Annotated in this window: 20 protein-coding genes; 9 read left to right on the forward strand and 11 right to left on the reverse strand. The window is 59.1% G+C overall.

Annotated elements, in window-relative coordinates:
* Nucleotides 1–32: 32 nt before the first annotated feature.
* Together HWU94_RS11545 and HWU94_RS00090 are read right to left on the reverse strand one after the other, a co-directional pair.
* Nucleotides 33–665, reverse strand: a complete 633-nt coding sequence (locus HWU94_RS11545; protein WP_244955975.1) for a hypothetical protein — start codon at nt 663–665, stop codon at nt 33–35.
* A gap of 244 nt (nt 666–909) precedes the next feature.
* Nucleotides 910–1,518 (reverse strand): bifunctional 2-polyprenyl-6-hydroxyphenol methylase/3-demethylubiquinol 3-O-methyltransferase UbiG, encoded by a 609-nt coding sequence (locus tag HWU94_RS00090; RefSeq protein WP_185173781.1) that lies wholly within the window; start codon nt 1,516–1,518, stop codon nt 910–912.
* 314 nt (nt 1,519–1,832) lie between these two features.
* On the opposite strand from HWU94_RS00090, the gene HWU94_RS00095 reads away from it, so the two are divergent.
* From HWU94_RS00095 to HWU94_RS00105, 3 genes are all read left to right on the forward strand, one after another.
* Nucleotides 1,833–2,480: a hypothetical protein gene (locus HWU94_RS00095; protein WP_185173782.1), complete on the forward strand. Its 648-nt coding sequence runs from the start codon at nt 1,833–1,835 to the stop codon at nt 2,478–2,480.
* Nucleotides 2,481–2,569: 89 nt separating this feature from the next.
* Nucleotides 2,570–3,094 carry a peptidylprolyl isomerase gene (locus tag HWU94_RS00100; protein WP_135011286.1) on the forward strand — a complete coding sequence of 175 codons (525 nt, stop codon included), beginning with the start codon at nt 2,570–2,572 and terminating at the stop codon, nt 3,092–3,094.
* A 107-nt stretch (nt 3,095–3,201) separates the two neighbouring features.
* Entirely contained in the window at nt 3,202–3,972 is a 771-nt protein-coding gene (locus tag HWU94_RS00105; RefSeq protein ID WP_185173783.1) for a rhomboid family intramembrane serine protease, read from the forward strand.
* 257 nt (nt 3,973–4,229) lie between these two features.
* Here HWU94_RS00105 and HWU94_RS00110 read toward each other — a convergent pair whose 3' ends face one another.
* The 5 genes from HWU94_RS00110 to HWU94_RS11650 all read right to left on the reverse strand — a co-directional run bounded on the left by HWU94_RS00110 (nt 4,230) and on the right by HWU94_RS11650 (nt 7,298).
* On the reverse strand, nt 4,230–4,532 hold the full coding sequence (locus tag HWU94_RS00110; RefSeq protein WP_185173784.1) for a glutaredoxin domain-containing protein: 303 nt from the start codon (nt 4,530–4,532) through the stop codon (nt 4,230–4,232).
* A gap of 169 nt (nt 4,533–4,701) precedes the next feature.
* Complete coding sequence (locus HWU94_RS00115; RefSeq protein WP_185173785.1) at nt 4,702–4,866, reverse strand: ribosome recycling factor; 165 nt, start codon at nt 4,864–4,866, stop codon at nt 4,702–4,704.
* A gap of 79 nt (nt 4,867–4,945) precedes the next feature.
* Entirely contained in the window at nt 4,946–5,176 is a 231-nt protein-coding gene (locus HWU94_RS00120; protein WP_185173786.1) for a CsbD family protein, read from the reverse strand.
* A gap of 161 nt (nt 5,177–5,337) precedes the next feature.
* Nucleotides 5,338–6,711 carry a galactokinase family protein gene (locus HWU94_RS00125; protein ID WP_185173787.1) on the reverse strand — a complete coding sequence of 458 codons (1,374 nt, stop codon included), beginning with the start codon at nt 6,709–6,711 and terminating at the stop codon, nt 5,338–5,340.
* Between the two features lie 44 nt (nt 6,712–6,755).
* The gene (locus HWU94_RS11650; protein WP_185173788.1) at nt 6,756–7,298 is read right to left on the reverse strand and encodes a TetR/AcrR family transcriptional regulator; all 543 of its coding nucleotides are present in this window, start codon (nt 7,296–7,298) and stop codon (nt 6,756–6,758) included.
* 81 nt (nt 7,299–7,379) lie between these two features.
* On the opposite strand from HWU94_RS11650, the gene HWU94_RS00135 reads away from it, so the two are divergent.
* The 4 genes from HWU94_RS00135 to HWU94_RS00150 all read left to right on the forward strand — a co-directional run bounded on the left by HWU94_RS00135 (nt 7,380) and on the right by HWU94_RS00150 (nt 10,371).
* Nucleotides 7,380–8,081 carry a hypothetical protein gene (locus HWU94_RS00135; protein ID WP_185173789.1) on the forward strand — a complete coding sequence of 234 codons (702 nt, stop codon included), beginning with the start codon at nt 7,380–7,382 and terminating at the stop codon, nt 8,079–8,081.
* Between the two features lie 137 nt (nt 8,082–8,218).
* Entirely contained in the window at nt 8,219–9,457 is a 1,239-nt protein-coding gene (gene bioB / locus HWU94_RS00140; RefSeq protein ID WP_185173790.1) for a biotin synthase BioB, read from the forward strand.
* A gap of 277 nt (nt 9,458–9,734) precedes the next feature.
* The gene (locus HWU94_RS00145) at nt 9,735–10,118 is read left to right on the forward strand and encodes a hypothetical protein (protein ID WP_185173791.1); all 384 of its coding nucleotides are present in this window, start codon (nt 9,735–9,737) and stop codon (nt 10,116–10,118) included.
* A gap of 16 nt (nt 10,119–10,134) precedes the next feature.
* Nucleotides 10,135–10,371: a hypothetical protein gene (locus HWU94_RS00150; protein WP_185174880.1), complete on the forward strand. Its 237-nt coding sequence runs from the start codon at nt 10,135–10,137 to the stop codon at nt 10,369–10,371.
* Between the two features lie 83 nt (nt 10,372–10,454).
* Here the strand turns inward: HWU94_RS00150 and HWU94_RS00155 are convergent, their stop codons facing one another.
* The 3 genes from HWU94_RS00155 to HWU94_RS00165 all read right to left on the reverse strand — a co-directional run bounded on the left by HWU94_RS00155 (nt 10,455) and on the right by HWU94_RS00165 (nt 13,097).
* Entirely contained in the window at nt 10,455–10,847 is a 393-nt protein-coding gene (locus HWU94_RS00155) for a MarR family winged helix-turn-helix transcriptional regulator (protein ID WP_185173792.1), read from the reverse strand.
* Between the two features lie 384 nt (nt 10,848–11,231).
* Nucleotides 11,232–11,999, reverse strand: a complete 768-nt coding sequence (locus HWU94_RS00160) for a CE1759 family FMN reductase (RefSeq protein WP_185173793.1) — start codon at nt 11,997–11,999, stop codon at nt 11,232–11,234.
* Between the two features lie 12 nt (nt 12,000–12,011).
* A complete protein-coding gene (locus HWU94_RS00165; protein WP_185173794.1) occupies nt 12,012–13,097 on the reverse strand; it encodes an LLM class flavin-dependent oxidoreductase in 1,086 nt (361 codons plus the stop codon).
* Between the two features lie 324 nt (nt 13,098–13,421).
* On the opposite strand from HWU94_RS00165, the gene HWU94_RS00170 reads away from it, so the two are divergent.
* Complete coding sequence (locus HWU94_RS00170) at nt 13,422–14,345, forward strand: type IV toxin-antitoxin system AbiEi family antitoxin domain-containing protein (RefSeq protein WP_185173795.1); 924 nt, start codon at nt 13,422–13,424, stop codon at nt 14,343–14,345.
* A gap of 69 nt (nt 14,346–14,414) precedes the next feature.
* Here HWU94_RS00170 and HWU94_RS00175 read toward each other — a convergent pair whose 3' ends face one another.
* The gene (locus HWU94_RS00175; protein ID WP_185173796.1) at nt 14,415–15,266 is read right to left on the reverse strand and encodes a PRD domain-containing protein; all 852 of its coding nucleotides are present in this window, start codon (nt 15,264–15,266) and stop codon (nt 14,415–14,417) included.
* A gap of 152 nt (nt 15,267–15,418) precedes the next feature.
* Here HWU94_RS00175 and brnQ point away from each other — a divergent pair, with 152 nt between their 5' ends.
* Complete coding sequence (gene brnQ / locus HWU94_RS00180) at nt 15,419–16,756, forward strand: branched-chain amino acid transport system II carrier protein (protein WP_185173797.1); 1,338 nt, start codon at nt 15,419–15,421, stop codon at nt 16,754–16,756.
* Nucleotides 16,757–17,153: the final 397 nt, after the last annotated feature.

Genomic DNA, 17,153 nt, shown 5'->3' on the forward strand with positions numbered 1-17,153 from the left:
AGCTAAGGACGCGGGCTAGCGGTTTGTGAGGACTAGGCGGCGGGGGTCTTCCAGGGGTCCTCAACGGGGCGAGAAGCCTTGAAAGCAGCCGCGCCGGCAACAGCGCCAGCAAGGATCAGACCGAAGACCAGCAGGCCCTTGTTGCCACCCTTGGCAGCCTTCTTCTGCTCCTTGGCGTAGCCCTTAGCAGCCTTAACGGCGGCCTTCTGAGCCTTCTTCAGAGCCTTCTTGTCGCCGGTGACCTTAGCGGCAACGGTCTCAACCTGGGTGGGAACCTCAGCGTCAGAGAGCTTGTCTGCAACGGTGCTTGCAACGTCGGCAGCCTTAACGCGGGCGGTAGCTACAGCGTTTTCAACGGCGGGGGTGACGTCGTCGATGGTGTGCTGAATCTTGTCAGCCAGGGTGGACTGAACCTTCTCCAGCTTCTTGGAGCTGTCCTTAGCAACAGACTGGGTTGCCTTTGAGATGTTCTTACCCTGCTTCTCAGCAGCCTTCTGCAGCGTTGAAACCTTCTTGCCGGTCAGCTTCTCGGCGCGAGCAGCCTTCTTCTCGGCCAGGGCGGTCAGCTTGTCAGCCTTCTTGCCGGTATTCTTAGCGGCCTTTGAGAAGAACTTCTCTGCCTGCTTCTGAGCCTTCTTAGCCTTGCTCTTCTTGCACAGTGCCATGGTTGTTTCCTCCATGTGTGGGGCTGCCCCTAATCTAACTCATGAGTTTGAGTAGAGTGCGGTGGCAAGCAACTTACATTTAGTATCAGCTTACTTTCTAAAACCGTAAAAGTGCTTTGAGACGGCACAAAAACCCTCGTGTTTCTCTGCCCGCTAAAGTTAAGGGCTTCTGAAGAGTGCGCGGATGCCGGGGATTGCCCGCGCGAATGCGACGTGAATTCCCGAGGGGGCTTCGTCTTTAGGGCTAACGTTGTGCGATAAGAGTAAAGATATGCCAAAACTTCTCACCAGTGAAAGTTTTTCCATGGTGGGCTTTTTCGTCGAAATGCAGCACGGTGAAATCTTCTAATGAGTCCTCAACCCAGCTGCGCTCTACCGTGGAGATAAGTGGTTGCTCGGCCCATGAATCACGCGGACCAAGAAGGTCGACTGCGAGAATACCCCCTGGAGCTACAGCATTGAGTATGCGTGACCATGCAGCAGGAAAATGTTCTGGCGGGCAAAAGGGAAGCGCAAAACCGGAGTAAATGAAATCAAAACTGTGCTCATCAAAGACGAAGTCTTGGGCAGTTGCTACAGAGTGCGACCAGTGTTTTAGGTAGTCGGGGTCTGCCTGCATGATGGTGCTCTGAATGAGGTTCTCACTGTGTGCATCAGGCTCTACAGAATGAACCTCAAATCCGTGGGAGAGAAGTTTAGCAGTTTCTATTCCTGCGCCAGCACCCAGGTCTAGAGCCCTACCCTTACCCGGTGAGTGGCAGTAGCTCAGCGCCTGTATAAGGAGAGGGCGGACAGGACGGCCTGCTTGCGCCTGGTTGTACTTAGCCCAATGGTCTTCGTCGGAGGAAAGCATGTCTTGATAGTAGCCAGGAGAAATATGGCACACAATATATTACGTGAGCTGAATGCGTGATAAGCGCTGTTTTGCGACCGACCTAGCTAGAAGGCCACGCTTGTAGGGGCTACCCTGTTCTAAATCTTTCTAAGGCGTTCTAAAATATTTTTTAGAACGCCTTAGAAAGATTTAGAAACATGCAGAACGCTCCGGCTGGCTCACCCTCAGACTTGAAGGGAGTCTTACTTCCTCTGCCCAGAAACAGCTTCGTATCAAACTCGCACGAGATCTTGCCCAGCAGACCAGGGTAGCCACCCAGGGGCATACTGGAAGTGCAATACAGTGAACTGCTCGATATGCTCCTGACAACCCAGCATGAGGCGGGACAACGGGAACTACCCTTTTACATCATCGGGGCCGGTCTGCCCTCAGTGCCCACCCGGCTAGGGGAAATCAAAACCTACGCCGAACGTCTCTTCAGCTACCGCGAAATAGGTGCTCTTACCCCGGAGGCGACCCGGCGGGCTTTCACCGAACCTATCCGCAGGCCCGGCGGCCATATCGTAGAAAGCGCCCTCGAAAAAGCAACCGTAGCCTCGCAGGGCTTCCCCTACTTCATTCAACAGTACGGGCAGGCTATCTGGAACTCTGCCGCCCAACAGACCATCACCGACGACGATGTGCTTGCTGGCCTTGCCGTAGGGCGAAGCGAACTAGATAGCGGTTTTTACCTCACCCGCTGGCAGCGGACTACCAATGCAGAACAGGACTACCTGGTTGCTATGGCCCGCGTGATGAAAGGTCAGGCCGCCCGCACCGGAGAAATCGCAGACCTGCTGGGCAAGACAGCTAACGGAACCAGCGTGGTGCGTAAATCCCTAATCGAGAAAGGCCTGGTGTATTCACCGGGTGTAGGCCAGCTGGCCTTTACTGTGCCGGGAATGCAGGACTTCGTGCTGAGACAGGCGGGGCAAGTGTAGTCCGCGCCCTGGCGTCCGCCCCTTTCACTCACCGCAAAAGCTCAGGTCATATCTAGCGGCTGCCCACCTGCCCGTGCGAGAATAGGGGCATGACTGCAACTGCAAAAGCAACTATTCACACCAACCACGGTGACATCGTCGTTAACCTCTTCGGTAACCACGCACCGCTGACCGTCAAGAACTTCATCGGCCTGTCCGACGGCACCCAGGAATGGCGCCACCCCCGCACCGGCGAAGTACAGGAAGGCCCCCTCTACAAGGACGTCATCTTCCACCGCATCATCCGCGACTTCATGATCCAGGGTGGCGACCCCCTCGGTCAGGGTATCGGCGGCCCCGGCTACCAGTTCAAGGACGAAATCCACCCCGAACTGAGCTTCAACAAGCCCTACCTGCTGGCTATGGCCAACGCAGGCCCCGGCACCAACGGCTCCCAGTTCTTCATCACCACCGTTGAGACCCCCTGGCTCAACGGCCGCCACACCATCTTCGGTGAGGTTGCAGATGAGGACTCCAAGAAGGTCGTTGACGCCATCGAAGGTGTAGCAACCGGCGCTATGGATCGCCCCGTCGAGGACGTCGTTATCTCATCCATCGACATCGAAGAACTCTAAACCTTCCACAGGTTAGTGCAAGGCCCGCCCCTTCCTGGGTGGGCCTTTGCTCTACCCTAGAAAAAATTTTTTTGAGCGGCTAACGCCGCAGTTGAAAGGACGAGCGCGTGAGCGAGCAGGTCGGCAGGTACGGCTATTCCAGTGATGAGACTCCGGTGTGCCCCCGCCACCCTGACCAGGTGACCTATGTGCGGTGCGGACGCTGTGGGCGGCTAGCCTGTGGGCAGTGCCAGGTGCCGCTTGAGGTGGGCATGATGTGCGTGGACTGCCTGGCAGAAGCGCAGCGTTCAGCCCCGCGGGTTCGCTACGCTAAAGCTCACCCCACTATTACATATGCCCTTATCGGTATAAATGTTCTGGTGTGGATTCTGCAGTTTATCTTCCCGCAAGTCACGGTATTCGGTATCTACAACCCCCTCTACGTGGAGTACACGGGGCAGTGGTACCGCATGCTGACCTCGGGATTCTTGCATTCCCCCGATAACATCAGTCACCTGCTGCTCAACATGTTTACCCTCTACCTCTTCGGCCAGGCCCTAGAACCCTTGATGGGGAAGGGCAAGTTTCTCGCAACCTACCTGCTCTCAATCGTGGGCGGGTCAGTAGCCGTACACCTGCTGGCTTCGGTACTGGGCGGTATGGAGGTAAGCACCTTGGGGGCGTCCGGTGGTGTCTTTGGCCTCTTTGGAGCCTTCTTCGCCCTCTCACGGGCCCGCCAGCAGAGCACCAGTAGCATCGTGATTCTGGTGGCGGTCAACTTCGCCTTCGGCTTCCTCATGCCGGGTATCTCCTGGGAAGCTCACCTCGGAGGCCTGGTGACCGGCGCCCTGGTCGCTGCCGTTCTCGACCGGCTACCGAGTCGCCCTCGTAGACCGTAAAAACAGTATAAAAAGAGTGAGGGCCCACCATTACGGTGAGCCCTCACTCTTTGTCCACAGGATTTATCCACAGCTGTTAATAACTACAGGGGTGTAATTCCACAGATGTTAAAAACCTGTGCACAGCACCAAAAAGCTTTAATTACCGCCTGTAATTACACCGGTGTAAGAGATTTCCCCAGTTTTATCCCCACCTGTGGATAACTTCTATCCGCAGGGTGTAGAAAACCTGTAATTTCAAAAAATATGATGGGTGCCTACTTGCCCGATGCCTCAATGAGCTCAGCTACGGTCTGCGGGGCGCTTGCCGCTGAGGCAACAAAAGACCGCTCCGCGGTGCGAACGGTCGGCACCACAGCGTTACCGTCATTGACGCTCTTTACATAAGCCTCGGCGTCCGCGTCCTCCCAAATATTGACCCAGATAGCCCGCTCACCCACCTCACCGAGACCGGCATCCAGGCGCTGGCAGAAGGGGCAGCCCGGACGCCAATAAATTGCGACGCCGCCTTCGGAGACGAACTGCTCGGCAGCGGCGTGGGTAGAAGATGCGCTTGGCATAGAAAACTCCTTATTCAAAACGGTAGAGGTACCCGGTACAACGTGGCAGGGGGCCTGATATTCCCGCTTTTTACGGCACAGCCTCTGCGGGGTGGGTAGATACAGCTATCGCCGGGGCCCACGATATATCGTGAGCACCCGGCGATAGCGGTAAACCTAAAAGACGGTTTTACTTACCGAACTTCTCGGTGAGCTTGGTAGCGGCACCGGCAGCGGCTTCCTTAGCCTTCTCAGCATTTTCTTCGCTGACGACTTCCTTGCCAGCCTTCTCGTTGATGGCGTCCTGAGCCTTGTCGATGCTGTCGTTGATGGCGCTATTGAGATCGAAACCCATGGGTTTCACCTTTCTTTTGCGGTGCGAGGGGCCCCGAATTGGGTGCCCACTAGCAGTTTAGCGCCTGAAAGGGGTAGGGCTAGTCCTTCTTGAGGGAGTCCTTGATGCCGCTGATGGCATCCTTAGCCTTATCAACACCGTCGGAGATGGTCTGCTTGGCTTCGTCGACCTTGTCCTTAGCCTGGGCCTGAACTTGGTCGGCCTTGCCTTCAGCTTCGAGGCGGTCATCGCCGGTCAGCTTGCCGCCGGCTTCCTTGGCCTTGCCAGCGAGGTTGTCGAGGCCATTTTCAATCTTGTCTTCTGCAGCCATGGTGGGCTCCTTTCGTTTCTCGCCTGCGCGAGCTTGGAGTAGAGGGATAGTTCGTAGGCTTCCCTTATTGATAAGTTTACGCACTGATGCCATAAAAAGAAACCCAGCAGGCTGAGAAAATTCTGATGGCTGCCCCTGGGTCACCTTGAAATAAGAGAGCCCTATATATCTCGATCTGCCGGGAATCCCGCCACCATGGGCAGGAACTCGGGGTCGGCATAGCCGTGCTGGGCGTAGGCTAGAGCCACCCGCTCTGCTGCCGACTTCAACAGGTGGGTCGGCAGTAGGGCCATCACAGCCCCGCCAAAACCGCCACCCACAATGCGGGCACCCAGGGCTCCGGCCGCCAGGCAGGTATCAACCGCCAGATCAATCTCGGGGCGCGAAACGCGCAGCTCATCGCGCATCGACACAAAACTCTCGGTAAAGAGCCTGCCCAGCTCGCTCCAGTCAACCTGCTCACCGGCGTCCTTGCGGCCCAGCAGGTAGGCTGCCCGCTCCACCAGGGTCATATCGTGCAGGGTGTGGCGCACCCAGCCGCGCGGGAAGGTGCGGGGCTCGCCGCTCTCTTCCAGGGCAACCAGGGCGCGGTTGACGGTCTGATCCACCAGATCCAGGCGGCACTGCTTAGCCTCGCGCTCGCTCATACCGGCACAGGTGAGATCCTCAGGCAGGGCGTTGCGCAGATAGTCCAGCCCCATCGCCTCTGTCACTGCCTCGTTTGCCTCGCGGCGGGCAGCAAACTCACCCCCCGCCAGCTCGTGGGGGGTATTGGTGTTGATGACCAGCCAACCTAGGTCAGCGCTCGCCACGTCAACGGTCAGCGGGTTGATGGAGAAATCGCGGAAGTCCACCACCAGGGCCTTGCCCGGTGCCGAACGTAGCGAAGCGGTCTGGTCAAGGCCGCCGGTGCGGGCCCCCGCCACCTCGTTCTCGGCACGAATACAGACCTGGGCCAGGCGGGCACGCAGGGCGTCATTAGCGGGGGAGAGGTCAGAGGGTAGAGCCTCAGTGCAGTCGCACCCCTGGCGCAGGGGGCAGGAAAGATCTAGTAGGGCCAGGGCTGTGGAGCACTCCAGGGCGGCAGAGGACGACAGCCCCCCGCCCACCGGCACCTGGGAGGTAATCAGCAGGTCAGCCCCAAAATTATGGGGCAGGGTGATATCTTTGCCACCCTCCCGGTTCATGGCCCAGGCTACACCCGCCACATAGGTGAACCAGCCCTTAAAGGTGCCCGGGGTGATCTCGCGAATCACGACCGTGCGGTCGTCCCCCGGCATCTGTAAGGACGCAGCCCGCAGCACCCCGTCGGTGCGCAACCTACCCGCCACATAGGTGCGGTAGGGCAGGGGCATGGGCATGCAGGAGCCGCCGAGAAAGTCGATGTATTCACCCAGCAGGTTGAGACGTCCGGGCGCTGACCACACCCCGTCGGGCTCCACCCCGTACTTTTCAACAAAAGCAGCGCGGGCTGCCTCAACTTCGGCGCGGTGGTCTGGCAGGGTAGCCCAGGCGGGCTCAGCACGGAGGGTCATGGTCTTATCTTTTCGTTCTACGGGGCTTGGCTGAGTGGGGTTGGTTAGGCGGTGAAGCCCTTGATGATGGCGGTGAGGGCGGAGGTATAGGACGCCGGTGGCTCAGGGGGTGGGGTGCTGCCGGCGAGTAGGGCCCGGGTCTGCTCTTGCTCGATGAGGCTCAGGCAGGTGTGCATAAAAATTTCGGCGGCCTGGGCCGGCTGCGGGGTGCCGGTGGCGGCTTCAAAGCCAGTTTCAAGGGCGTCGAGCAGTACTAGCCTATCGGGGGTGAGCGTTGCGGGGTGAAGGGCCAGGGCTAGGCGGATGACTTCGGAACATTCCTTAACCGGAATAAGTTGCCGGTAGGTGTTTTCCCCGGTAATGAGCAGGGTGTCGGGGGTGGCCGGGGCACTGGGCCTTTCTACCGTTGCCAGCATGCGGGAGGCCAGTGAGGCTAGAAGCTCCTGCTTATTCTTGACGTGATAGTAGAGCGCACCGGGGGCTACGCCCAGCTCGGTAGCCAGCCGACGCATCGAGAGGTCGGCTAAGCCAAACTGGCGCAGCACATCAAAAGCGGTGTCAAGAATCTTCTCACGGGATAAAGCCACCCCCTCATTGTGACCTACTTTCGCTCCCGGCAACAGCTGGCAGTGGGCACTGTTCCCTCGAAGAGGAGTAGATTTGAACCCATGACCCTCAACTTTTCAGATCTTGCCGCCCGCCTGCGCGCAGGCGAAACTGCTTCACCGGCCGACCTTCGCGATGTGCTGACTGCCAGCCCCGCCGCCGCCTTCGCCCTCATGGACCTGGCTGCAGAGCTACGCGCCACCCACTTCGGCTCAACCATTACCGCCACCAACCTGCTGGGCGCACCCGCGCGGCAGATGGCGTCCTCCCTCGTAGAGGTCGCAGCCCCGCTCGACGCCGACGCACTGGCAGCTACCTTAGCTGACCTGGCCGCCGACCCCGCGGTGGAGCGCATCGACGTGGACTTTGTGGGCGTACCCGCCCTGGCCCCCATGGAGGCCCTGCGCGTGCTAGCTGCCGCCCGCCTGGCCGCACCCGCAAAGAGCCTGCACCTGGGGGAGAGTCGCGAAATGACCCTGCGCTCCCTGCAACCTTTGGCGGTCGGTGCCCTGGATTCGCTGGTGCTGACCGTAGACCCCGCCCAGCCCCGTCTGATTTTTGAGGATCTCAAGCTCATTGTGGGTGCCGGCCTCACTATCGCCGATGCGGGCGACCGCGACCTGGTAGCTGAGTATGTAAAGCACCTGCGTGCTGCCGGGGTAGAGGACGCGGACGCCTACGCCCAGGTCGCACTGGAGGGCGCGGCGTCCGGTGGCGGCTGTGGCGGCAACTGTACCTGTGGCTCTGGGGGCTGTGGCGCCTAGCCAGTTTTACCGAAAGGTACCATCTAAATCAGAAAAACCCACGAACTAGGTGGGTTTTTCTGATTTAGATGGTACCTAGTTGATGTCATAAAACTAGCCAATTTGAACACCGTTCAAAATCGGTGTTGACTGGTTCCATGATTGACTTCTCTGCCATTGCCGACCGCGCCCTGGCCGGCCAGCCCGCAAGTCGCGACGAAGCGCTTGCCGCCCTGACCGCCAGTGACGCCGAAACCTTCGCCCTCGTCGACGCCGCCTCCCGCCTGCGCCGCCACTACTTCGGGAACACCGTCAAGGTGAACTACCTGGTCAACCTTAAATCCGGCCTCTGCCCCGAAGACTGCACCTACTGCTCCCAGCGCCTTGGCTCCGAAGCTGAAGTGCTCAAATACTCCTGGATCAAAACCGACGAAGCCGTCAAACAGGCCGGCTACGGCATCGCGGGTGGAGCCTCCCGCGTCTGCATGGTCGCCTCGGGCAAGGGACCCACCGACCGCGACGTCGAGCGCGTTGCCACCATGGTCGAAGACCTCAAAGAAGAACACCCCCAGGTGGAAGTCTGCGCCTGCCTGGGCATTCTCAAGGACGGCCAGGCAGACCGCCTCAAGCAGGCCGGAGTGGATGCCTACAACCACAATCTCAACACCAGCGAAGACCACTACGCCGATATCTGCACCACGCACACCTACGCTGACCGCCTCGCCACCGTCGATAAGGCCCAGAGTGCCGGGCTCTCGGCCTGCTCCGGCCTGATTGTGGGTATGAAGGAAACTGACGAGCAGCTGGTCGATGCGATTTTTGCCCTGCGTGACCTGGGCGGCGACTCCATTCCCGTCAACTTTCTCATGCCCTTTGAGGGCACTCCGCTGGCGGGCACCTGGGAGCTCACTCCCATGCGCTGCCTGCGTATTCTCGCTGCCGTGCGCCTGGTAGCCCCTGATAAGGAGCTGCGCATGGCGGGCGGACGCGAAATGCACCTGCGCACCCTGCAACCCCTAGCCCTGCACGTGGTTAACTCCCTCTTCCTGGGTGACTATCTTACCTCGACCGGCCAGTCAGCCCTTGACGACCTGAAAATGATTCGGGACGGCGGGTTCGTGGTGCTCGGCGCCGAAGACCGCGACCTGGTCGCCGAACACGAGGACTACCTGCGCGCCCACGGCGTAGACCTCACCCAGGAAACTGCTATTGCGTCCGCGCCCTGCGGGGCGTCCGGTGGCTGCGGTGGGTGCAGCTCCGGGGCCTGCGGGACCCACCCGTCCGCGGGGGAGGCGGACGCCGGCGTCCGCCCCGCTGGTGGGCAGCGGGCCCCCGAGGTCCTGGTACCCGAAATCCGCCGCCGCGGGGTCGGGACGGATGCCGCCCCCAACTTCTAGCCCTACTTTCTAGCCCCGGGGCGGTGGTATCTTGAAATCGCACCTGGGGCAGCTGTCCGTTCTTTATGCTTCAACCGCCCGCGAGCGGGAGTGATTCGAGGCACCGGCTAGGTGGCACTCAAGAAATTTGCAGAATCATCACCTACTATGGGTAAGTGCTTATTCCGCTATAGGTCTATATGGATCCAAGGTTGATGAGGGTCTTTAGGGGCCGGTGGGCACACACGCAATATATTCTTCAATCAGAATATTAAATTTTTTCACAGAATCAGGACCAATGGACACCAAAGACCTTTCCCCGGCATATCTCACCTCCCTCGCAGCCCTCTTTGTAGCAGCTTTGATGGTGGGTGCGAGTTCCACCTGGGTATCAGTGCTGGGCTGGGTTGTACTACTGGCTGGTGTAGGTCTGAACGTCTTTGCCACCCTGGTGATGGTACAGCGCCTCAAGGGCGGCCCCCTGCCCGCGATGATTACCGGCGCCGGTAGGGACGCCCAGGTAGAGTATGAGGAAGAAGAGGACGCCCCGGCTGACCTCCACTTCTCTGAGCCCGAGGCAATTACCGAGTCCCAGCCCCTGGTATCAGCCGCAGCTCCCAGTGCTGCCGCCAGCGACGAGCGCATCTTCCGCTCTCGCGCCCCGCGCCCGCACGTCCGCTAACCACCGAGAGGACCCCATGGATACCCGCTTTCTTCTCTCTCCCGCCTACCTGGTTTCCGTTGCTGCCCTGATTGTTGGTGCGATTCTCAGCGGTACCGTCCTGATGGTGATTGGCTGGATTATCTTCATTATCGGCCTGGCCCTCAACGCCCTGGCCCTGGTGGTACTGGCTAACCGTGAACAGCTGTATAAGGCACAGCGGGTTGGAGTCATTCCGAAGGGCCAGAAGTCCGACTCAGGCAACCAGCAGTAAAATCTAAAAATTTTTTCTCTGCCTACCGGCAGAGCAAAGACAAGGGGCGGACGCTTACAAGCGTCCGCCCCTCTGTGTATCTTCTAGGCTCTTACCCGCCTGCGCTCGGGGTGGGCAACCTTGCCGAGAACACTGCGGGAAAAGTGGGCCAGGGCCCGGGCGATATCGGGGTCTAGCCCCTCAAAAACCGTGCGCTGCACCTCGCGGGTATAGATCGGGGTGGCTTCTCTAAAGACCTGCCACCCCTGCTGGGTAATGAGCACTCCCTTGCCCCGCTTGTCGCTGGGCACCGAGACCTTGGTGACCCAGCCATTTTTTTCTAGCACATCAACCTGATAGGTCAGCCGTGATGCCGAGACATTGGTGGCGCGGGCAAGGTCGCGCATGCGCACCACGGGGTGTGCATCGGTGGAATCTGTCTGTGGTAAATCTATGATTGCTGCCAGAATCCTGTAGTCTGCCAGTTTGATTTTCACCTCTTCTTTGAGGCACCTATCAAGGTGCAGGTTGAGGGTCTCTAAAGTGTTGGTGTAAATCTTCCATAGATTTTCCTGTTCTTAGGTGAAGCGAGCCGGTGTGGGGGCTGTTCCCATAGAACCTCCTCTCCTCTTCTACCGGGTGGGTAGATGTGGTTCAGGAGACTTTCTCAGAAAATCTCTATCTGATGCCAGCCTAACGCGCAGAGTTACCTGTATGGAATATCTGTGGGAAATATTAAGATGGGTTAACGGGTTCCCGCGCGCTCACCAGCTAGGACGCTGTTTTAGTTGCGAGACAAAAATACAAAAATTTAGACACCTTAAAGAATGGCGGGGAGGGCTTTTACCCTCCCCGCCAGTGCTGTGCCGGTAGGCCCGTTCTTAGGTACCCGGTGTATTCCGTTTAAGTAATTCCTCAAAAGGGGTGACCGTCAGGGCTTCTAGCCCCGGTGCCTTATAGGCTGCCGCAGGTGCCTGCCCGCCCCGCTCTTTCTCAAGGATTCCGAAGAAGGAGCCGGCGTTGGCGTCCTGAACTGCCTGCTGCTTGGCCTCGCTAGCCCCGCCTTCACCAGCCTGCTCGCCTGCCTGCCCTGCTGTGGCTGTCGACCCGAGCGTCCAGAGCACCAGCTGGGCAAACTCGGTAGCTGCCTTGGTGACGCGCGGAGCCAGGTTTGCATCGGTGCCGAAGTCGTCGGTTGCGGCAAAGACGCCCGAGGGGGCTACGGTTGCCTTGAGGTAGCTAAAGAGCGGACGCATGGCCGTCTCCAGCATGAGGGAGTGGCGGGCGGTGCCGCCGGTGGCGGCAATCAGCACGGGCTTACCCGCCAGGGAGCCGTCCTCGACGAGGTCCCAGAAGCTCTTGAAGAGCCCCGAATAGCTGGCCTTAAAGACCGGGCTAACCACAATCAGGGCGTTAGCTTCCCGCACCTGATCCAGGGCGGTCGCCAGCTTGCCCATGGGGAAGCCGGTCAGGTAGTGGTTGGTGATATCGGTGGCCAGAGAGCGGAGCGAAATCTGGGTGAAGCTCGCCTCAACTCCAGCAGCGGCTAGGGCCTGGGCAGTGGCCTCGCTCAGGTTCTCACCCAGCAGGGCAGTGGTGGACGGCTTGCCCAAACCCGCCGTGACAACAACGATAGAGGGAGTATTCATGGGTCTTACTCCCTACTTGCCCTGCTCAGCCAGATGGGCAGCGTAGCGGGGGTGGACGGGGGCCTCGGGCACACCGGCAGGGCGCAGCTTAGCGAACTCCTCGCGCAAGACGGGCACAACCTGCTCACCCAGCATATCGATCTGGTTCAGAACTTCCTTGAGGGGCAGGCCTGCGTGGTCTACCAGGAAGAGCTGACGCTGGTAATCGCCAGCGTAGTCGCGGAAGGACAGGGTCTTCTCAATGACCTGCTGGGGTGACCCCACGGTCAACGGGGTCTGGTCAGCAAAATCTTCCAGAGAAGGGCCGCCGCCGTAGACCGGGGCGTTATCGAAGTAGGGGCGGAACTTGGCAACGGCGTCCTGGGAGTTCTTACTCATGAAGACCTGCCCGCCCAGGCCCACGATGGCCTGCTCGGCAGTGCCGTGGCCGTAGTGCTCGTAGCGCTCACGGTAGAGGTTGATCATCTGCTGGGTGTGCTCCTTGTTCCAGAAGATGTTGTTGTGGAAGAAGCCGTCACCGTAGTAGGCGGCCTGCTCGGCAATCTCGGGGGTGCGAATTGAGCCGTGCCAGACGAAGGGAGCGGTGCCGTCCAGGGGCTGCGGGGTGGCGGTGAAGGAGTTGAGCGGGGTGCGGAAGTTGCCCTGCCAGTTGACCACCTGTTCGCTCCAGAGCTTGCGCAGTAGGGCGTAGTTCTCGATGGCCAGGTTGACGCCCTGGCGGATGTCTTTGCCGAACCAGGGGTAGACGGGGCCGGTGTTGCCGCGGCCCAGCATGAGGTCCATGCGGCCGTCGGTCAGGTGCTGTAGGGTGCCGTAGTCTTCGGCGATGCGCACGGGGTCGGTGGTGGTGATCAGGGTGGTGGAGGTCGACAGCAGGATGTTTTTGGTCTGGGCTGCGATGTAGGCCAGGGTGGTGGTCGGTGAGGACGCGATGAAGGGCGGGTTGTGGTGCTGGCCGACGGCAAAGACATCGAGTCCCACTTCGTCTGCCTTCTTGGCAATTTCAACGATGGCCTTTTGGCGCTCGTATTCGCTGGGGGTCTTGCCGGTGGTGGGGTCCATGGTGACGTCGCCGACGGAGAAGATACCGAACTGCATGGTGGTGACCTTTCGAGGTGGTGGTGTTGTTTTGATGTTTTTAATCTACTCTTAAAAACTTTCCTTGTAAAGTATTTTTGGGTGGCGCGCGGCGGTCAAACTGCCGCCGAAATCTAAAGCAGCCCTCACCGCCCTATTCTTTCTCTCATGACCCTAGGGATTATCTCGGGGTGAAGAGAAAAAGAATAGGGCGTTCTTTGTGACGGTGCAGAGGCCATCTCGTGTCTTCTTGTCCACAGGCATCTGACGAGTGAAAATAAGGGTTATCCACAGGCCCATCTAGGGTCACTTGAAGCCCTCGCACCTTTTTGCCACAGTAACGGCATGGAACTCAACCTCTCACACATCTGTTCAGCGATGCACACTCACCGCGAACTCAAAGAATCGGGCATGAGTAACAACCTCATCAGTGCGAAGCACCGTAGAGGTGAGCTTATACGTCTGACCCGCGGGGTTTACCTCAAGGGCGACATCGCGCGACACTGCACAGGCAGCGACCGGGCCAAAGCTGTGACGGTAGCCCTTCAGAAAACCCACCCCACAGCCGTAGTGAGTCATCAGTCAGCCGCCCTTCTATGGGGTGCGCCACTGATGGCCCTACCCCCTAAAGTGCACCTCTCCCTCTTGGGTATCAATAAGTCGGGGCACCCGCAGGCAATCCTGCATAGCCATAAGGTAAAAGAATGTTCCCTGGCTACTGATTTAGGCGGAGTCAGAGTCACGAACCCGCTCACAACCGTCATAGACTGCGGAAAAACTATGCCTCTGCAAGAGTCGCTAGCTATCGCAGATTTCTTTTTAAAACACGGGAATCTCGAACTTAACACTGTGCGAGAAGAGCTCGAACACTGTGCGGGGCGAGGCTCCCAGAAATTACGTGTTGTGGCTGCGCTGATGAGCCCGCTGAGCGAATCTCCTCTTGAATCTTTTGCCAGACTTCGCCTCTATCAAGGAGGTATCGAACAGCCTATTCAACAGTTTGAAATTATTACCCCGCCCGGGCGCCTGTACCGTGCTGATTTTGCCTGGCCTCACCTCAAGCTACTTCTTGAGGTGGACGGTCTGCACAAGTATTACGGAGCCTACCGGGCAACCGATGAGCAGTTGCGCAATGATACGCTACGGCAACGGGAATTAGAACTGGCGGGGTGGACGGTTATTCGCGCCACCTGGGGTGATCTGGCTCAGCGCCCGGAACTGTTGCTCTCGAGGTTGCGTCACCTCGGCGTCCGGGCAACAGGCCAATGACCCTACTCTTTCTCTCATGACCCTAGGGATTATCTCAGGGTGAAGAGAAAAAGAATAGGGTGAACACCGCTAGGAGGTGCCGTACTGGTCCCGGGCCAGGCGGGCGATATGAATCGTCAGATAGGTCAGCTCATCATCGGTCAGGTTCTGCTCCAGATGCATCTCAAGCACCAGCTTCACCTTCACCGCCGCAGCAAAGGCGCGGGGGTGGGCGTCCTTCAAACTCTCAAGGAGCAGAGGGACGCTGGTGCCGGCGTCCGCGGTCTGGGCAGCGCCCGCACGCACAAAGAGATAGCGCAGGTGCGTGATGAAACGGGCAGCGCTCATCAGCGACCGGTCCACCGGGCCGCCAAAGCCGGCCCCAATCACCTCAAAAATCTGGGCAAAGACCTCGGTCATGCGGTAGGTGCCGCCCATATCTTCCGAGGCAAACTGCGAATTCACCAGGTGCATAGCCAGGGGGATCGCCTCAATCTCAGGCAGCTCAACCCCCAGACGCTCCTTGACCAGCTCCAGCGCCCGGCGGCCAAACCGAACCTCCTGCGGGTAAATCTGAGACACCTCAAGAGCCAGCGGGTAATCCACCGCCAGCCCCTCTCGGGCCCGAACCACCGCATAACTAATATGGTCAGCCACCGGCACAATAAAGGAATGGGAAATAGTAATACCCTCAGCCTTGACCAAAAACTCAAGCTCGGTCGCCAAACCCAGAATCTCAGACGGAATCTGCGCCAGCGACCCCGCCAAATGCTCATCGGGGGTGCCGTGCTCCGGCACGAAGGTCTGCTCAATGAGGGTGGGATCAACCATGTCGCCCTTACGCTTACCAAACGCTAAGCCGCGACCGATGACCACCATCTGCTCGCCCGTATAGGCCTGAGCCAGAGCCACATTGTTATTATAAATACGTGAAATGCGCAACGTGACCCCCCTTTCGTCTCAGGTATAAAACGCGCGAATATCCTTACCAGTCTACCGACCCACCGCCAACTGCGGGCTTATCCACCCGCAACCTGCCCAATAAACAGGAGTAAACTAAACCCTTTCGTACAAATAGAGAATTACCCGAACCCATGAACTCAGTACCCACCAAATCATCACCGCTCATCAGTATCGTGGTCACAGCCCTCATGCTGTTCTCCATGTTCTTCGGCGCAGGCAACCTCATCTTCCCCGCCATGCTCGGTGCAGAAGCCGGTGAAAACCTCACCCCCGCCATCACAGGCTTCCTGGTGACCGGCGTCCTCATGCCCATCTTGGCTGTTATCGCGCTCGCCGTCACCGGCCGCGACCTGCAAGATTTGGCGGCCCGTGGAGGAAAAATCTTCGCCCTCGTCTTCCCTCCCCTGGTCTACCTCTCCATCGGCGCCCTCTACGCCCTGCCGCGTACCGGTACCGTCAGCTATGCCATGGCCGTAGACCCCTATCTGTCGGTGGACGGCATGGTGCCCACCCTCATCTTCTCTGCCGTCTTCTTTGGTGTCTCCTACCTGCTGGCTATGAACCCCACCGGTATCGTCGACACCCTGGGCAAGTACCTGACTCCCGCCCTGGTGATCCTGCTGGGTGTGCTGGTCGTGATGAGCTTTATTACCCTGCGCACCCCCTCGGCTGCACCGACTGAAGACTACGCCACGGGCGCTTTTGCCACCGGCTTCGTCAACGGCTACATGACCATGGATTCCCTGGCAGGTCTGGCCTTCGGCATCATCGTGATCGCCTCCCTGCGTGAAAAAGGGGTGACCGGACGTAGCGAGATGCTCCGCAGCGTCGCCTTGGCCGGCGGTATTGCCGGCGTGCTGCTGGGTGCGGTCTACCTGGGGCTGGGCTACATTGGCGAGCACATCGCGGACGGCCAGGGATACAAGGACGGCGCAGCCCTGCTCACCGACGCCGCAGCCCAGACCATGGGCGGCCCCGGTGCCGTCGTCTTCGGCCTCATTGTGCTGCTAGCCTGCCTGACCACCTCGGTGGGCCTCATCGGCGCAACCAGCTCCTTCTTCAACAAGCTGGTGCCCTCGGTCTCCTACCGCACCTGGGCTATTATCTTCACCCTGATTGCCTTCGTGCTGGCGTCCTTCGGTCTTGAAGGGCTGATGAGCTTCGCCATTCCTATCATCACCACCCTCTACCCGCCGGCCCTGACCCTGGTCGTCCTCACCCTCCTTGAGGCCGCCCTGCGCGCCCCCTGGATGAACCTCACCCATCGCTTCGCCCTGCTGGTCTCGGTGATTTGGGCCCTGCTCATGACCCTCAACTCCCAGGGACTTGGCTCAAACGTCATCGAGCCCCTTATCGGCTGGGCCCCCGCCCACGCCTACGACCTGGGCTGGTTCGTACCCACTCTGGTTGCCGCCCTCATCGGCGCCGCCATCGACCTGGTACAGCACCGCCGCGCGTCCGCCCGCTAAGCCGGGCACCGCCCCTGTATGAGGGCAAAAGAAAGGGTCTTGCTCCCGCATCTGCGGAGCAAGACCCTTTGCTGCAGAGAGGCCCGCGCTGAGGGGAACCACAACCATCAACGCGAGCCCGTCTAACGAGTTGCGAGGTGGTTCATTCAACTCAAATTTAGAAAGCCTCTAGGCAACCCGTCATAAAGTTTCTTCAAAAATAAACAATTGACAGCCTGTTCAAAACTCTACCCGATGAAGTTCAGGAAATAAACCCGCGGTGCTCGTAAAGGCAGGTCTTTGTGAAACATTACATCTCTGTGTCATCCTCCTGACACTAAATGTTCTCTCACCTGCTCATACAAGACAGGCCCACCCCTCGGTTTGCTCCCGCTCACACTCGCATAAGAATCGCCTG

It is taken from the genome of Rothia nasimurium (genome assembly GCF_014217215.1).
Lineage (GTDB): Bacteria > Actinomycetota > Actinomycetes > Actinomycetales > Micrococcaceae > Rothia > Rothia avistercoris.

Bases quoted from the DNA above. Each gene is read 5' to 3' on its own strand.
- HWU94_RS00145 (WP_185173791.1), top strand. From the start codon at position 9,735: ATGGACACCAAAGACCTTTCCCCGGCATATCTCACCTCCCTCGCAGCC.
- HWU94_RS11545 (WP_244955975.1), bottom strand. From the start codon at position 665: ATGGCACTGTGCAAGAAGAGCAAGGCTAAGAAGGCTCAGAAGCAGGCA.
- bioB (WP_185173790.1), top strand. From the start codon at position 8,219: ATGATTGACTTCTCTGCCATTGCCGACCGCGCCCTGGCCGGCCAGCCC.
- HWU94_RS00160 (WP_185173793.1), bottom strand. From the start codon at position 11,999: ATGAATACTCCCTCTATCGTTGTTGTCACGGCGGGTTTGGGCAAGCCG.
- brnQ (WP_185173797.1), top strand. From the start codon at position 15,419: ATGAACTCAGTACCCACCAAATCATCACCGCTCATCAGTATCGTGGTC.
- HWU94_RS00100 (WP_135011286.1), top strand. From the start codon at position 2,570: ATGACTGCAACTGCAAAAGCAACTATTCACACCAACCACGGTGACATC.
- HWU94_RS00165 (WP_185173794.1), bottom strand. From the start codon at position 13,097: ATGCAGTTCGGTATCTTCTCCGTCGGCGACGTCACCATGGACCCCACC.
- HWU94_RS00110 (WP_185173784.1), bottom strand. From the start codon at position 4,532: ATGCCAAGCGCATCTTCTACCCACGCCGCTGCCGAGCAGTTCGTCTCC.
- HWU94_RS00170 (WP_185173795.1), top strand. From the start codon at position 13,422: ATGGAACTCAACCTCTCACACATCTGTTCAGCGATGCACACTCACCGC.
- HWU94_RS00120 (WP_185173786.1), bottom strand. From the start codon at position 5,176: ATGGCTGCAGAAGACAAGATTGAAAATGGCCTCGACAACCTCGCTGGC.
- HWU94_RS00150 (WP_185174880.1), top strand. From the start codon at position 10,135: ATGGATACCCGCTTTCTTCTCTCTCCCGCCTACCTGGTTTCCGTTGCT.
- HWU94_RS00115 (WP_185173785.1), bottom strand. From the start codon at position 4,866: ATGGGTTTCGATCTCAATAGCGCCATCAACGACAGCATCGACAAGGCT.
- HWU94_RS00135 (WP_185173789.1), top strand. From the start codon at position 7,380: ATGACCCTCAACTTTTCAGATCTTGCCGCCCGCCTGCGCGCAGGCGAA.
- HWU94_RS00090 (WP_185173781.1), bottom strand. From the start codon at position 1,518: ATGCTTTCCTCCGACGAAGACCATTGGGCTAAGTACAACCAGGCGCAA.
- HWU94_RS00125 (WP_185173787.1), bottom strand. From the start codon at position 6,711: ATGACCCTCCGTGCTGAGCCCGCCTGGGCTACCCTGCCAGACCACCGC.